Here is a 14,933-nt window from a genome sequence, read left to right as displayed (position 1 = left end):
TGACAGCCCCTGAAGCCGGGGCCTTTGCCGCCGCTTTGGAGGGCTCTCCCGAGGCCCCTGTCTTTCTGCACGTGGGTGAGGAGGTGTATAACCTACTGCCTGTCCCGGGAGACCGCGCAGTCTGCTGCCTGTTCCAGCAGGTTACCGTCTACTATAACCGCACCCGGGACACCCTGGACCAGGCCATTATGGCCAGCCAGGCCAAGACTACCTTTCTCTCGGAGATGTCCCACGATATCAGGACTCCTATGGGGGCCATAGTGGGGCTTACGGACATAGCCCTGGCCCAGGAGGGAGCCCCCACCAAGGTCAGCGAGTGCCTTGAGAAGATAAAGGTCGCCTCGGGGCATATGATGTCCCTTTTAAACGAGGTTCTGGATATGTCCCGCATTGAGAGCGGGCGGGTGCAGATACAGGCCGAGCCCACCAATATAGCTGACCTCCTCCATGAGATACTCATTGTGGCAAAGCCCCAGGCAGCTTCCGGGGGGCTCCAGTTTGTGCTGGATATGGGCCGGATAGCCTGTGAAAACCTCACCCTGGACGCTGTGCGCCTGAAACAGGTCTGCCTGAACCTTTTGTCAAACGCCGTGAAGTACACCCCCAAGGGAGGCCGGGTAGAGCTGAGCTTTGCCGTGCTGCCGGCGGGGGATAATACCGTCACCATGCACGTGCAGGTAAAGGACAACGGTATTGGCATGAGCCGGGAGTTCCTTATGAAGCTCTTCACCCCCTTTGAGCGGGAGGAAAAGAGCTCCGTGCACAGGATACAGGGCACAGGCCTTGGAATGACAATTACAAAGAACCTGGTGGAGCTTATGGGCGGGCAGATTCAGGTGGAGAGCGAGACTGACAAGGGCAGCTGCTTTACACTGGATATCCCTTTCCCCGCAGGGTCCGACCCGGAGCCTGACAGCTCCCTGAAGGGCTGCAGGGCCCTGCTCCTTGACAGCGACGAGCGGCAGGCGGGACTCACCCTGGCCCTGCTGGAGGAGCTGGGGCTTAGCTGCGACCGGGCGTCCAGCGCCGATGACGCGGTAATGCTTGTAAACGACAGCGGTATCATGGGCACGGAGTACCAGTTCCTGCTCACGGCGGATAAGCTCCAGGGGGCGGAGATAACCATACTGCTCTCGGAGCTGCGGGGCAGGCTTGGTCCTCAGCTCCCCATACTGCTGCTCACCGCCAGCGACTGGAGCCAGATAGAGTATGTGTTCACCCGCTCCGGTGTTGACGGCTTTATACCCCTGCCGCTTTTTAAAAGCAAGCTTGCCCAGTCCCTGGCAGCCCATCTTGGCGGCGGCAGCCGCCAGGCTATTGCCGAGCCCGCCCGCTGTGATTTAAGCGGCCTTCGGCTGCTGCTTGCAGAGGACAACGAGCTGAACCGGGAGATAGCCGGGGAGCTTATCGGGGACGCGGGGGCCGAGATTGACTTTGCCGAGGACGGGCAGCAGGCTGTTGACATGTTCACAGAAAGCCTGCCCGGAACCTATGACGCAATACTCATGGATGTACAGATGCCGGTAATGAACGGCCTTGAGGCCACGGCCCGGCTCAGGTCCCTTCAGAGGCCGGACGCAAAGACTGTGCCAATAATCGCCATGACCGCCAACGCCTTTGTAGAGGACGTGAAAAAGTCCCTGGAGGCCGGCATGAACGCCCACCTGTCAAAGCCCCTGGACATTGACAAGGTCCTCTCCACCATAGACGGCCTCACAAGGGGGCGGCAGACATGAGGGAATACCAGGAGAAGTACCTGAAAAACCTCCGCAGGGTCTATGAGCTCAACGCCATCCCCGCCGGTCTGCCGGACCCCAGGGAGTATGCCTCTGAGCGTGCCCTCAGGTTCCGGGAGCTCCAAAAGCTCAAGGAGGAGAATACCGCCATGCTCCGCCGGGAGCTGTTCCCTCTGCTTGACAATATTATCACCGCGCTGCCCGGGGAAATTCAGAACCTGGAGGAGTTTGCCGCCAGTATGAACGACAGGGGGATGTACCTGGACCTGGGGCTCTGCTGGTATCTGCACAACGCCATAATAACCTACGCCCGCCACTGGGGTGAGCGCAACCTTTTAATAAGGCACCTGTACCACGGGGCCATGTCCCTGTTCTATATGCAGGAGATACTCCGCCGGGCCGAGCGCACGGATTACTGCCGGAAGATGAGCCTGCTCTTTGGGGAGGCGGCGTCCTATATCAGGCAGTACGACCAGATAGAGGATATGGAGACAAGGGGCTATATCCACCGGGCCATGGGCAATCTGGCACTCGCCTATGCCGGGCTCGACGAGGCCGACGGCCGGCGCAAGCTCTCCGCCATACGCCGCTCCCTTCAGATACTTGAGGACCCTGTGTACCATGAGAAATCCCCGGAGCTCCCCTGGAAGCTGTACATCACAAAGTCCCACCAGGAGCGCACCACCGCCCTGGGAGTGCTGAGGGCCGGGGTAGCTGACCCTCAGATACAGCACGAGGTCATGGTCTCCGCCGAATATGTTATGGACGAATTCAGCCGCCGTCCGGGAGGCCAGGTGCCCCTGCGCTGGCGCTATGCCTATGAGGCCGCCCAGTACCACTGCGGCGTGCGCACCCTGTCATACCTGCTCAACTGGCTTGAGGGGGTGTATATGGAGCGGGACGAACAGGATTACTCCCCCGAGGGCTTTTACTGCAATATGTTCCTCCCGGCCCTGTATGCCTCATACCTTGACCATAGCCGGGAGGACCTGTACAGCAAAAAGTACGTGTTAAGCTTCATGTACCGCCGCCTTGAGAAATACGTGCGCAGAATGCCGGACCATCAGCTCAGCGAGTCCACCCTTAGCAATCTTCTAGCCTGCCTGCAGAGCTTTGTGGAGTACCCCGACGGCATACAGGAGAAGGATTTTATCCTGACCCTTGTGGTCTGCCGCAGCCCGGACGGCTACGCCGCCTCCTATATGGCGGCGCAGATAGCACGTAGGATGGTGAAAAGGGCCCTGAAGGACTGTCCTGAGGCCCTGCTCGGGGCCCTGGGTCTAAATGACGCTGAGTCCCTTAGGGCACATAGGGGCAGCCTTGAGGAATTTGTATACGAGGCCTGCCTGCTGCACAATGTGGGTGATATGGCCTTTAGCAACTTCCGGCGGCGCATAGGCCGCAGTCTTCTGGAGGAGGACGAGAATTTAATCCGCTGCCATGTGTACGCCGGGGCGAAGCTCCTCAGCCAGAGCCCGTCCACCAGGCCGTATGTATACGCGGCCCTGGGGCACCACCGCTTTTTTGACGGCAGCGGCGGCTATCCGGCGGAATACCACCGGTCGGAGGACCCGAACGTAATGCTCACGGACCTTGTGAGCGCCGCCATACATCTTGTGCACCTCATGGACGCCAGAGATACAGGCCCTGACGGTTCCCTGCCCTTGGACGAGGCCCTGGCTAAGCTGAAATCCGAGTCCGGCACCCGGCTCTCCCCGGTCTGGTGCAGGCTGCTTATTGAGATGGAGCCGGAGCTCAGGGAGTACCTTCGCAGCGGCCAGGCCGAGGCCTTCCAGGCGGCCTTCCGGCTTTTGAGAGGCTGAAAAAATGAAAGGAGTGGATTTATGCCTTCATCCCCTTTGGAGCTGCCCTTTCAGATGGGCCAGGTCCTTTTGGAAAACGGCGCTGAAATATCCCGGGTCCAGGAGACTATGGAGCGTGTGGCCCGGGCCTATGATATAGAGGGCTTTGACGTATATGTGCTTACAAACTCCATCTTCGCCACAGCTACTGAGGACGGCGTGAGCCATAGCACCACCTTCAGGTATGTCCCCGGCACGGCGGTGCACCTGGGGAGGATAATGGCTGTGAACCAGCTGTCAAGGGAGATAGCCGAGGGCCTGCACACGCCCGGTGAGGCCATGAAGCGGCTCTCTGACATCCGCACCCTCCCCTATTCCCCCTTCCTCTCCCGGATGCTCTGCTGCGCCGTAGGCAGCGCCGCCTTCAGCTTCCTGTTTGGGGGCAGCTGGGTAGACGCTGTGGTGGCCTTCTTCTGCGGGCTGGTGCTGGAGGCGTACCTAGACTTTACGGCCAGGAAAAAGCTCTCAAAGTTCCTGACGAACCTATCCGCAAGTGCTCTTGTGACCCTCTGCGGCGCGGCATTTTTCCTCCTGGGACTTGGGAATAATATGGACAAAATAATAATCGGCTCAATCATCCGCCTGGTGCCCGGGGTTGCCCTCACCAACTCTATCCGGGACTTCTTTTCCGGCGACTACCTCTCCGGGGCAATAAGGATGCTTGACGCCCTGCTTGTGGGCGGCTGCATAGCCGTCGGGGTGGGCTTTATAATCCGGGTGCTCTCTTTGCTGACAGGGGGTGCGCTGCTATGACCGGGCTTATGGCTATAGCAGGGGGCTCCCTGCAGGTGCTGGTGGCCTTTGTCTCCACCATCGCCTTCGCCGTCATCTTCCATGCCCCAAGAAAGGAGCTGTTCTTTACCGGCCTTACCGGGGGAACCGGCTGGCTTGTGTACCTTCTGGCGGGGGCCCTCGGCAGCGGCGTTGTCGCCTCCTCGTTCCTGGCTACCCTGGCCCTGGCCTGGCTCTCAAGGGCCTTCTCCTTCTCCCGCAGGGCCCCGGTGACAGTCTTCCTTATCTGCGGCATCTTCCCGCTGGTGCCCGGGGCGGGGATATATTATACCGGCTATAATTTCTTTATGGGTAACGACGCCCTGGCCCTTGAAAAGGGCCTTGAGACTATCAAGATAGCCGTCGCCATAGCCCTGGGCACAGGCATAGTCCAGTCTCTGCCGCCGTTTTTATTCCACCGTAAAAAGAGGTGATACCTTGCCCCGCAGGATAATAGAGATTACAAAAAACGACGGGGGCCAGCGCCTTGACCGCTTCCTCCTGAAGGCTTACCCGAACCTGCCCCAGAAGGTGCTGTATAAGTGCATACGGACTAAAGACGTGAAGCTAAACGGCGCGCGCTGCAAGCCGGATTCCCGGCTCATCCCGGGGGACCTGCTCACTGTCTTCTGGCAGGAGGAGTATTTCCAGGTGGGGCCCCGGGACTATGACTTTCTCAAGGCCCCCAAGAAGCTCTCCGTCGTCTACGAGGACGGCAATATAATGCTTCTGGACAAGCAGCCCGGGCTTATAGTCCATCCGGACGAAAACTACCACTTCGACTCCCTTATTGCCCGGGTGCAGCACTACCTCTACGATAAGGGAGAGTATAATCCCGAGGACGAGAGCTCCTTCGCCCCCGCCCTTGTAAACCGCATAGACAGAAACACCGGCGGCATAGTGATGGCGGCAAAGAACGCCGAGTCTCTCAGGGTGCTGAACCAGAAGGTAAAGGACAGGGAGCTTGTGAAGCTGTACCTCTGCATAGTCTGCGGCAGTCTTAAAGAGAAGTCCGCGCTCTTAACAGGCTATCTTGTAAAGAACGAGGCACAGAACAGGGTATATATAGACCCGGAGCCCTCCCCGGGGGCAAAGACTATACGCACCCAGTACCGGGTGCTGGAGGAGCGGGGCGGGCTGTCCCTGCTGGAGGTCAGCCTGCTCACCGGGCGCACCCACCAAATACGGGCCCATATGGCTTCAATAGGGCATCCCCTGGCCGGGGACGGCAAGTATGGCAGGAACAGCGTAAACAAAAGCCTCGGGCTCAAGTGGCAGGCGCTGTATTCCTATAAGCTGGGCTTCCGGTTTACCAGCCCCGCCGGCTGCCTCCAATACCTTAACGGCCGGGACTTCACTGTGCCGAAGGTCTGGTTCTTGGATGAATTTTACAGGAAGGAGCGATTAAATGCTGAGATTTGAAATGTCCGTCACCCTGCCCCCCGCCGCCCAGGCCCTGCGGCAGGAGGTCTTTATGGAGGAGCAGGGGTTTTCCTATGAGTTCGACGAGACAGACAATGCCGCCCTGCACCTGGTGCTTTTTGACGGCGGGGAGGCCGTGGCCTGCTGCCGCATGTTCCCCGACGGGCCCGACTCCTGGCATATAGGCCGGGTGGCGGTGAAAAAGGACCGCCGGGGCCAGCGCCTTGGGGCGGCTGTCATGGAGGAGGCCGAGGCCGCCCTGTCCCTGAAGGGCGCTAAAAAGGCTGTGCTCTCGGCCCAGGCACAGGCCGCGGGCTTTTACAGGAAGCTGGGCTATGTCCAGGTGGGGGAGGAGTACCTTGACGAGCACTGCCCCCATGTGGACATGGAGAAACTGCTGGGCAAGACCCCGGCGGGTATAAAGGAATGAGCAAAATGCGAGTTATCCACCTTATCGGCGGCGGCGACACCGGCGGCGCCAAGACCCATGTGCTCCACCTTCTGCGGGAGCTGAACCGCTCTATCGACGCCCAGCTTGTATGCTTCCGGCGCGGTGAGTTCTCGGACGACGCCCAGCGCATGGGCGTGCCCATCCATGTGATAGAGAGTGGCAACCCCCTTATCGGCCTTCGGGAGCTGAGAAAGCTTCTGGAGGGCCAGAGGGTAGATATCATCCACTGCCACGGGGCCAGGGGAAACCTGATGGGAAACCTTTTAAAGCACTTTATCAAGGCCCCTGTGGTCACCACCGTCCACAGCGACTACAGGCTGGACTATCTGGGCCGTCCTGTGGCAAGGCTCAGCTACGGCACCACCAATCTTGTGGCTCTGAGACGGATGAACTATTATATCGGGGTCTCCGACAATATCACGGACTTGCTCATACAGCGCAACTTCCATGTTGACCGCATTGAGAATATACACAACGGCATAGACTTCACTACCCCTATTAACTGCGTCCCAAGGGAGGAATTCCTGCACTCCATTGGCATGGAAGTGAAGCCCGGAGATGTGGTTGCCGGGATAGTCGCCAGGCTCTCCCCTGTAAAGGACATCCCCACCCTTCTGAGGGCTATGAAGCTGGCCTGTGAACAGGAGCCCCGGCTCAAGCTCGCCATAGCAGGCGACGGCGAGGACAAGGACAAGCTCACCCAGCTCACGGAGGAGCTGGGGCTCTCGGATAGGGTGTGCTTTGCGGGCTGGGTGAAGGACGTAAACTCCTTCTTTAACGCCATCGACATTGCCCTGCTCACCTCCCTGAGCGAAGGCTTCCCCTACTCCCTCACAGAGGGCGCGAGAATGCACAAGGCCACTATCTCCACAGACGTGGGCGGCATACCGGCGCTGATAAAGGACGGCGAGACCGGCATACTCTTTACCCCCCGGGACGAGAAGGCCCTCTCGCGGCACCTTCTGGACCTTGCCAGGGACCCGGAGCGCCGCCGTGCGCTTGGGGACCGGTTGTATGAAAAGGCCCGGGAGGAATACTCCATTGAAAGCATGGTCCGGCGGCAGCTGGAGATATACAACCGGATATTGGAGCGCGAGGCCAGAAAGGAGCGCCGGTGCAAAACCCGGAAGGAGCGCCGGGACGGCGTAGTGGTCTGCGGGGCCTACGGGCACGGCAACGCCGGGGACGACGCCATACTCAAGTCCATCCTCCACTCTGTGCGGGAGCTGGACGAGTATGTGCCCATCACGGTGCTGGCGAAGAACACCCTCAGCATAAAGGAGCGCTACAGGGTCAACGCCGTCTACACCTTCAATATACCGAAGATACTCTGGCATATGCGCGGGGCGCGGCTCTATATCAACGGCGGCGGCACACTTATACAGAACGCCACAAGCCATAGGAGCCTCTGGTACTATCTGTTCACCCTCTGGGCCGCCAAGCGCTGCGGGTGCAAGGTGGCAATGTACGGCTGCGGCATTGGCCCTGTGAAGGGCAAAAGGAATATAAAGCTTGCAAGCTGGGTGCTGAACAGCTCTGTGGACTCCATCACCCTTAGGGAGCCGGACTCCGTTTCCGAGCTTGGGCGCTACGGCGTCAACAGGCCCAGTATACGCCTTGGCAGCGACCCCGCGCTGGTGCTGAAGCCCGCCCCTGTCTCCCAGGCGGACAAGCTGCTCACGGACCACGGGCTGGACCCTGAGGGAAAATATATCTGCTTTTTGCTTCGCACCTGGTGGGGCTTTTCCGGGAAGGCCCCGGTGCTGGCGGCGGCGGCTGAGTACGCCAGGGACAGGCTGGGGCTCACCCCGGTCTTCCTCTCCATCAACTCCCTCCAGGACGGCGCGGCGGCAAGGGTGGTCATGGACAAGATGAAGAAGCCCGGCATACTTCTTGACGGCATTCAGAGCCCGGAGCTGCTCATCTCCCTCTTGGGCCGCATGAGCGTCGTGGTCTCCATGCGCCTGCACGGCCTGATATTCTCCTCCCTCTCGGGGGCGCCGCTGGTGGGGGTCAGCTACGACCCGAAGATAGGGTCCTTTATCCGGTATCTTGACTACGGAGAGTGGATTGATTTAAGCGCTGTAACCGAGGAATGGCTGCGGACCGCCATAGACGGCGCAGTAGAGCTGCTGCCCAAGCGCCAGGAGCTCAGGGAGAAGACCCTCAGGCTCATAGAGGTGGAGAAGGTGAACGCCCAGGCCGTGAAGGAGCTTTTATAGTAACCGCACTTGAAAGGAGCAAAATACAATGCAAACCCCAATCACAGCCATAAAACAGAATATCGAAAAGGTCCTGGTAGGGCAGGAGGCGGTGACCGACCTGCTGCTCACGGCCCTGCTGTCCGGGGGGCATGTTCTTGTGGAGGATGTGCCCGGCATGGGCAAGACGGTGATGGCAAGGGCCCTGGCCCGGTCTATAAGCGCCGGGTTTGGGCGGGTACAGTTCACACCGGACCTGCTGCCCTCGGACGTAACCGGCCTAAACTTTTTCGACCAGCAGAGGTCCGAGTTTGTGTTCAGCCCCGGCCCGGTGTTCTGCAATATCCTCCTTGCAGACGAGATAAACCGCGCCACCCCGCGCACACAGTCCAGCCTGCTTGAGTGCATGGCTGAGGGCACCGTCACCGTGGACGGGGTTACCCGGGAGCTGCCTCCGCCCTTCTTCGTTATCGCCACCCAAAACCCGGTGGAGACCCTTGGCACCTATCCCCTGCCCGAGGCCCAGCTGGACCGCTTTTTAATGCGCATCTCTATGGCCCCGCCCTCCCAGGAGCAGGAGGTCGCAATACTTGAGCGCTTCAGGTCCTCTGAGCCACTTATGGAGCTCCAGCCGGTCTGCACCCAGGAGGATATCCTGTCCCTCCAGAAGCAGGCCAGGGAAATATTTGTGCACAAGGCCATGCTTTCCTATATCGCCTCCCTCTCCCAGGCCTCCCGGGGCATGAAGGGCGTGGAGCTGGGGGTAAGCCCCCGGGGCACCCTTGCCCTGCTGAGAGCCTCCCAGTCCTATGCACTGGTACAGGGCCGGGAATTTGTGTCACCCGAGGACGTGAAGGCTGTGGCGGAGCCGGTAATCGCCCATAGGCTCAGTGTAAGCGGCGTCACTGGCACCGCCGGGCAGAAGAAGGCGGCAGAGGACCTTCTTAGCTCTGTCACCGTCCCCACCGAGGACTGGGGGAACAGATAGCCATGCTTATCCCCATCCTCATAGCCGCGGCGGTACTGCTGCTTCTGTTTACAGCCCTGCGCCTCTTATATGACCGCTTCTGGGATAAGGGACTAGGCTGCCGCCTGTCCTTTACCCAGGAGTACGCCGTGGAGGACGAGACCTCCAGCCTGTCCGAGGTCATAGTAAACCGGAAGCTCCTGCCCCTGCCTGTTTTAGAGATAAGCTTCCATATGGATAGGCGGCTCCATTTTTCCAGCGAGGAAAACTCCTCCCTAAGCGACCAATCCTACCGCCGGGATGTGTTCACCGCCGGGCCCCGCCAGAAAATAACCCGCACCCTCCCCTTTAAGTGCGCCGGGCGGGGGTACTTCCGGATAAACGAGGCCGGGCTTATCGCCCAGGACCTGTTCCTCACAAGGAAATATGTCTCCCATATGCCCCAGAACACGGAGTTTTACGTGCTTCCCCGCACTATCCCCGCCTACCAGGTACAGATACCCTATGCCCGGATAATGGGCGAGGTCCTCAGCCGCAGGAGAGTCTGCGACGACCCCTTTGAGTTTGGGGGGCTCCGTGAGTATTCCAGGGGGGACCCGATGAAGTACATTAACTGGAAGGCTACCGCGAGGGCGGGGAGACTGCTTATCAACATACATGAATCCACCCTCTCCCAGCGGGTCATACTCCTTATTGACATGGAGCCCGGTGGGGATTTCCTCAACGAGTGCGCGGTGCGCCTGGCCTGCTCCCTTGCGGAAAGGCTGCTTGCCGAGGGCATTGAGCTGAGCCTCTACAGCAACGGCACGGACACCCAGACCGGTGAGCCCTGGCTGCTGGAGGGGGTCTCCGGCTCCGGGAGCTTGCTCACCTTAAAGAAAAAGCTGGCCTGCCTGCAGACTGGCCAGGGGCCTGTATGCAGCTGCGCGCCTCCTCCCGGAGACGATTTGACGGTGCTGCTGTCCCGGAACACCCGGGACGACCTGGGCCGTGCCTTCTCGGAGCTTGTGGGCAAGGGCCGGGGCATAAGGGTAATCCCCTGCGGCCTTGGGACCAGCGAGGGCCAGCGCGGCAAGCTGGAGGCCTTCAAAAACACTGAAAATGTCTGGATAGAGTTTTAGGGGGCGAATATGAAAAAAATACGTATCTCAAAGCCCCGGAGCGCCGCGCTGCTGGCGCTGGGATGGCTCCACTGGGGGCTGCTCATGGGAATAATTTTTGCCATGTTCTTCGACATGCTCTATGGCTTTGCGGAGCTGGAGTTCATGTCCCCCTATGAAGCCTTCTTCCGGTGGCTGCTTTTTGCCGTACCCACCGGGCTGAGCTTCCTTGCCATAAAGCGGCTGCGTACCCTTTGGCAGTTCTTCCTGGCGGATATAGCCCTCTGCGGGCTCTCCTGGCTGTTGACGGGCCACCCCGGAGGGGCCCTGATTATGTTTGTAATGTGCCTTATCCGGGTGCGCTCCCGGATTGCGGAGGAGGAGCAGGGGCCGGTGCGCTCCCTGTTTGATACCCCCAGCTACTTTGGGCTCTGCGTGTTTGTGCTGCTGTTCCTGTTCAGCGCCGGGGTCTCGGATGGGCTTCCGCGGCTGCAGTGGCTGTGCGTGCTGGGGGCGGTTCTGTACCTGCTGGTGTGCCTTGGGTATAACGGCCTGGACCGGCTGGACAGTTACCTCACGCTGAACAGGGATATGTACGGCCTGCCCGCAAAGCGTATCCAGCGTATCGCCGGCTCGGCCCTTTTAGCAGGGGTGTTCCTTGCCGCCGTGCTGCTCCTGCCTATGGCCATAGGAAATACCGGCTTTGTGCGCCTGAAGCTGCCCGAGTTTAAAAGCGGCGGCGACCCGGGCATTGACTTCACGTCCCCTACTCCCCCGCCCGCCCAGCCTGAGCTCGACCTCTCAGAGCTTACCGGGGGAGAAAGCAGCTCCCTCCAGATACCCCCCATTGTGGGCTATATCTTCTTCGGGCTCATAACCGCCCTGCTTTTAGCCGGGATGTTCCTGGCTATAGTCCACCTTTTCAGGGACTTTAAAAGGAGCTTTACCGACAGCCGGGACGTGGTGCAGTACCTGGGCCATGACGAGCGGGAGCAGGCCCGGGAGCTTACAGAGGCCCTGCGACGCCCAAGGCTCTGGGACCGGTCTCCTGAGGCTGTTATACGCCGGAAGTACCGCCGGACCCTCCTAAAGGCCGGGGAGCCTCCTGAGAGGTGGATGAGCCCCGCCGAGGCCGAGCGGGCTGTGGGGGTGGATGTCCCCGCCCTGCACAGGCTGTATGAGAAGGCCAGATACAGCGGGGAGCAGTGCACAGGGGAGGATTTAAAGGAGCTGCGCTGACTATAGGAAAGACAGAGAGAGTCCAAAAGCTCACGCTTCTGGACTCTCTTATTATATCAGTTTTTACGCGCCCATATAATGGCCCTGTCCGTGCTCTCGCTGACCGGCTCGCGGCTGTAGCCGCCGTATTCCTCCTCTATGGTAAAGCCGCTGGCGGAGAGCCAGCTATGTATCTGCTCAAGGGTGGCGAAATGCTTGGACTGCGGTATGTCCTCTTTAATTTCAGTGCCGCCGGCAAGCGTGAGCTCAAATCTGCGGGTGAAATAGGTCATACCGCTCTCCCTGTCAAAGCTGCTGCCAAGCAGCAGCATATGGCCTGTATTGCCGCCGCTGTCGGCGCCCTCCCATATAAAGACTTCGCCGGGGTTATCAAACCAGGCCTCAGGGTGCATAGTATAGCTGTAGTCGATGTAGACGCTGCCCCCGGGCTTTAGGGAGTCTGCGGCCTTTCTTATAAGCAGCTCCTGGGCCTTTTCGTAGTCCATATCAGAAATCAGGTTAAAGAGGAAGTTTCCCGCCAGCATGACAACGTCGAAGCCGGTCCCCCACTCGTCCTTTACCGCGTCGGCCCTGCGCCAGGTGATATTGCTGAGCCCCGCTGCCTTTTGGCTGATTTTCTCCAGCATATACTCGTCAAAGTCGAGGCCTGTGACTATGTGCCCGGCTCTTGCCAGGGGGACCAGAAAGCGCCCGCTTCCACAGGCAATCTCTAGGATATTCCTGGGTGTGCCGCCGATAACCGACAGGGCAAACTCAACATCCCTGGTCCCGGTCTCATTCCGGTCATACATATCGGCGTTCCATTTTGCAATAGCTGATTTTTCGTTATACAAAGCTTTTCCTCCGTTTTTAGGGGAGGGTTAAAGTATAGTCGCCCTCCCGGGTTCTTTGCCGTTAGGATAAATTGTATTTTTCATGGTAATCCGTCCCTTCGTTTAAATTTGCCACAGTATATCATATCTTACAGCGGTTGTCAAGAAAAATTGTCCTTGACATGGAGCGGGCTTCATATGTTATAATTATAAAAATATTGCAATTTCAGGAGGTTAAAAATGTCTGAGAAATATTTAGGCGAGTCTATCAAAAAGCTGGGCTTTGGCCTCATGCGTCTGCCCATGAACGGCGAGGAAATTGACATGGAGCAGACCAAGAAGATGGTGGACAATTTCATGTCCAAAGGCTTTACATACTTTGACACCGCCTATGTGTACATCGGCGGCAAGTCCGAGGTTGCTCTGGGCGAGGCCGTGGTGGACCGCTACCCCCGGGAGAGCTTCCAGTGCGCCACAAAGCTGCCTATCTGGGACTTGAAGGACAGGGCCGATATGGAGCGCATTTTCCAGGAGTCCCTTGACAGGGCCCATCTCAGCTACTACGACTTCTACCTGCTCCACGCCCTTGGCAAGGAGAGCGCCCAGAAGTCTGAGGACCTGGGGGCCTGGGAGTTTTTGAAGGAGCTCAAGGAGCAGGGGAAGGCCAAGCATATAGGCTTCTCCTTCCACGACTCCGCAGAGGTGCTGGAGGACATCCTCTCCAAGCACCCTGAGGCTGAGTTTGTTCAGCTCCAGATTAACTACGCCGACTGGGAGAGCGAGGGCGTACAGTCCCGCAAGTGCTATGAGATAGCCAGGAAGTACGGCAAGGCTGTTATCATCATGGAGCCGGTAAAGGGCGGTGCCCTGGCTACCATGACCCCTGAGGTCCAGGAGATATTCAAGAAGGCAGACCCCGAGGCCTCTGTAGCCTCCTGGGCGGTACGGTACTGTGCCTCTCTTGACGGCCTTGTAACAGTGCTCTCAGGCATGAGTGACGAGGCCCAGATGAACGACAACCTAAGCTATATGGAGAACTTCAAGCCCCTGGACGAGGGTGAGCAAAAGGTTGTGGCACAGGTGGTGGAGGTGCTGAACAGCCTGCCCACTATCCCCTGCACCTCCTGCAAATACTGCGTGGACGGCTGCCCCCAGAAGATAAATATCCCCGGCGTATTCGGCGCTGTGAACCAGCTGACGCTGTATGGGGACGAGGGCCGCGCAAAAGGTCAGTATAATAACGCCACAAAGGACGGCGGCAAGGCCGGGGACTGCATCCAGTGCGGCGCCTGCCAGGGCCACTGCCCCCAGCATCTGGAGATAATCGAGCTGCTGAAGGACGCGGCTGAGAAGCTGGGCTGAGGGTAAAATTTAAGGACTGCTCATTGAGCCGTCCTTTCTTTATTTATATGATATCTTTCAGCATGAGATATTCTTCATCGTTCTCCCCGACGGTCTTAAAGCCCAATCTGGTGTAGAGCCCATAGGCCGCATAGTTCTCCTTCTGCACCGCCAAGGTCACCATGGAGTGGCCGGTTTTGCGAAGCTCGTCCAGGAGTCCGGAGAGCAGGCGCTTTCCAAGGCCCATCCCGCGGTACTCCGGAAGAAGGGATATCGCCAGGGAGGGCACTCCGTCGTACAGATGGCCGTAATCGTCCATGACCCGCGCCCAGGCGGCGCCTATGATATCGCCGTTCTGGCGAAGTGCCACAGCTATATCATCCGGCGAGCTGCCGAAGCCATCCAGGTAGACCTGAAGCTCCGGCGTATCAAGAACTGCCGGGTCCGGCGGGCGTCCGTCCTTTGGGACAAAGATTGCATGATACAGGAACTGACGCAGGACTGCGCATTCCCCGGTCTCAAGCCTGTTGATTTTGATATTCATTTAAGCTCCTCCAATCGTTTTATTATCTGCGATTGGTCGATATGCCACACATAAATACACCCCCAACATAAAAATAAAACTGTCTGCAAAAATTTACAGACAGCTTTGGCTCCCCCTGTTGGACTCGAACCAACGACCCTGCGGTTAACAGCCGCATGCTCTACCGACTGAGCTAAGGAGGAAAATATGAGTTACATTGTAAGCTTACTGCTTACTGAACTCATGGTGACCCGTGCGGGAATCGAACCCACGTTTAAGGCGTGAGAGGCCTTCGTCTTAGCCGCTTGACCAACGGGCCGTATGGTGCACCATCAGGGACTCGAACCCGGGACACCCTGATTAAGAGTCAGGTGCTCTACCAACTGAGCTAATGGTGCATAAAAAACTAAGTCCTGGGATAACCGCAAATCAGCGGTATGTACCCTAAAAACTGGATAAAGCGTAAAAGGAGAAGACGAGAAAGGGAAGGAACAATATGGTCAAGCCC

Annotated in this window: 13 protein-coding genes and 3 tRNA genes; 11 read left to right on the top strand and 5 right to left on the bottom strand. The window is 58.6% G+C overall.

Annotated features, from left to right (window positions below; genetic code table 11):
- Window positions 1-35 precede the first annotated feature (35 nt).
- From D5270_RS14845 to D5270_RS14800, 10 genes are read left to right on the top strand one after another with little or no spacing between them, the layout of a single operon-like run.
- Window positions 36-1,736: a hybrid sensor histidine kinase/response regulator gene (locus D5270_RS14845; RefSeq protein ID WP_166544824.1), complete on the top strand. Its 1,701-nt coding sequence runs from the start codon at window positions 36-38 to the stop codon at window positions 1,734-1,736.
- Window positions 1,733-3,559 carry an HD domain-containing protein gene (locus tag D5270_RS14840; RefSeq protein ID WP_166544823.1) on the top strand — a complete coding sequence of 609 codons (1,827 nt, stop codon included), beginning with the start codon at window positions 1,733-1,735 and terminating at the stop codon, window positions 3,557-3,559. The genes D5270_RS14845 and D5270_RS14840 overlap by 4 nt, the downstream gene beginning before the upstream one ends.
- Before the next feature lie 21 nt (window positions 3,560-3,580).
- Window positions 3,581-4,351 (top strand): threonine/serine exporter family protein, encoded by a 771-nt coding sequence (locus D5270_RS14835; protein ID WP_166544822.1) that lies wholly within the window; start codon window positions 3,581-3,583, stop codon window positions 4,349-4,351.
- Window positions 4,348-4,803 (top strand): threonine/serine exporter family protein, encoded by a 456-nt coding sequence (locus tag D5270_RS14830; protein ID WP_243150397.1) that lies wholly within the window; start codon window positions 4,348-4,350, stop codon window positions 4,801-4,803. The genes D5270_RS14835 and D5270_RS14830 overlap by 4 nt, the downstream gene beginning before the upstream one ends.
- 4 nt (window positions 4,804-4,807) lie before the next feature.
- The gene (locus tag D5270_RS14825; RefSeq protein ID WP_166544821.1) at window positions 4,808-5,791 is read left to right on the top strand and encodes an RluA family pseudouridine synthase; all 984 of its coding nucleotides are present in this window, start codon (window positions 4,808-4,810) and stop codon (window positions 5,789-5,791) included.
- Window positions 5,778-6,221 (top strand): GNAT family N-acetyltransferase, encoded by a 444-nt coding sequence (locus D5270_RS14820; protein ID WP_243150396.1) that lies wholly within the window; start codon window positions 5,778-5,780, stop codon window positions 6,219-6,221. Before D5270_RS14825 ends, D5270_RS14820 begins: the two co-directional genes overlap by 14 nt.
- Complete coding sequence (locus tag D5270_RS14815; protein WP_243150395.1) at window positions 6,218-8,464, top strand: polysaccharide pyruvyl transferase family protein; 2,247 nt, start codon at window positions 6,218-6,220, stop codon at window positions 8,462-8,464. Before D5270_RS14820 ends, D5270_RS14815 begins: the two co-directional genes overlap by 4 nt.
- 28 nt (window positions 8,465-8,492) lie before the next feature.
- Window positions 8,493-9,431, top strand: a complete 939-nt coding sequence (locus D5270_RS14810) for an AAA family ATPase (RefSeq protein ID WP_166544820.1) — start codon at window positions 8,493-8,495, stop codon at window positions 9,429-9,431.
- Between the two features lie 2 nt (window positions 9,432-9,433).
- Entirely contained in the window at window positions 9,434-10,531 is a 1,098-nt protein-coding gene (locus D5270_RS14805) for a DUF58 domain-containing protein (RefSeq protein WP_166544819.1), read from the top strand.
- Between the two features lie 9 nt (window positions 10,532-10,540).
- Complete coding sequence (locus tag D5270_RS14800) at window positions 10,541-11,749, top strand: DUF4129 domain-containing protein (RefSeq protein ID WP_166544818.1); 1,209 nt, start codon at window positions 10,541-10,543, stop codon at window positions 11,747-11,749.
- A 56-nt stretch (window positions 11,750-11,805) separates the two neighbouring features.
- Here D5270_RS14800 and D5270_RS14795 read toward each other — a convergent pair whose 3' ends face one another.
- A complete protein-coding gene (locus D5270_RS14795; protein WP_166544817.1) occupies window positions 11,806-12,582 on the bottom strand; it encodes a class I SAM-dependent methyltransferase in 777 nt (258 codons plus the stop codon).
- Between the two features lie 219 nt (window positions 12,583-12,801).
- Between D5270_RS14795 and D5270_RS14790 the strand changes: the two genes are divergently transcribed.
- Complete coding sequence (locus D5270_RS14790) at window positions 12,802-13,923, top strand: aldo/keto reductase (protein WP_166544816.1); 1,122 nt, start codon at window positions 12,802-12,804, stop codon at window positions 13,921-13,923.
- A 43-nt stretch (window positions 13,924-13,966) separates the two neighbouring features.
- Here D5270_RS14790 and D5270_RS14785 read toward each other — a convergent pair whose 3' ends face one another.
- From D5270_RS14785 to D5270_RS14770, 4 genes are all read right to left on the bottom strand, one after another.
- Window positions 13,967-14,446, bottom strand: a complete 480-nt coding sequence (locus D5270_RS14785; protein WP_166544815.1) for a GNAT family N-acetyltransferase — start codon at window positions 14,444-14,446, stop codon at window positions 13,967-13,969.
- A 106-nt stretch (window positions 14,447-14,552) separates the two neighbouring features.
- A tRNA-Asn gene (locus tag D5270_RS14780) sits at window positions 14,553-14,628 on the bottom strand.
- A 41-nt stretch (window positions 14,629-14,669) separates the two neighbouring features.
- Window positions 14,670-14,744, bottom strand: a tRNA-Glu gene (locus D5270_RS14775).
- 3 nt (window positions 14,745-14,747) lie between these two features.
- Window positions 14,748-14,823: transfer RNA gene (locus D5270_RS14770), tRNA-Lys, on the bottom strand.
- Window positions 14,824-14,933 lie beyond the last annotated feature (110 nt).

The organism is Acutalibacter sp. 1XD8-36, assembly GCF_009917525.1.
Lineage (GTDB): Bacteria > Bacillota > Clostridia > Oscillospirales > Acutalibacteraceae > Acutalibacter.
This window is presented reverse-complemented; position numbering and strand designations above follow the sequence as displayed.

Coding starts and splice junctions, on each gene's coding strand:
- D5270_RS14840 (WP_166544823.1), top strand. CDS start 1,733: ATGAGGGAATACCAGGAGAAGTACCTGAAAAACCTCCGCAGGGTCTAT.
- D5270_RS14835 (WP_166544822.1), top strand. CDS start 3,581: ATGCCTTCATCCCCTTTGGAGCTGCCCTTTCAGATGGGCCAGGTCCTT.
- D5270_RS14830 (WP_243150397.1), top strand. CDS start 4,348: ATGACCGGGCTTATGGCTATAGCAGGGGGCTCCCTGCAGGTGCTGGTG.
- D5270_RS14820 (WP_243150396.1), top strand. CDS start 5,778: ATGCTGAGATTTGAAATGTCCGTCACCCTGCCCCCCGCCGCCCAGGCC.
- D5270_RS14815 (WP_243150395.1), top strand. CDS start 6,218: ATGAGCAAAATGCGAGTTATCCACCTTATCGGCGGCGGCGACACCGGC.
- D5270_RS14810 (WP_166544820.1), top strand. CDS start 8,493: ATGCAAACCCCAATCACAGCCATAAAACAGAATATCGAAAAGGTCCTG.
- D5270_RS14805 (WP_166544819.1), top strand. CDS start 9,434: ATGCTTATCCCCATCCTCATAGCCGCGGCGGTACTGCTGCTTCTGTTT.
- D5270_RS14800 (WP_166544818.1), top strand. CDS start 10,541: ATGAAAAAAATACGTATCTCAAAGCCCCGGAGCGCCGCGCTGCTGGCG.
- D5270_RS14790 (WP_166544816.1), top strand. CDS start 12,802: ATGTCTGAGAAATATTTAGGCGAGTCTATCAAAAAGCTGGGCTTTGGC.
- D5270_RS14785 (WP_166544815.1), bottom strand. CDS start 14,446: ATGAATATCAAAATCAACAGGCTTGAGACCGGGGAATGCGCAGTCCTG.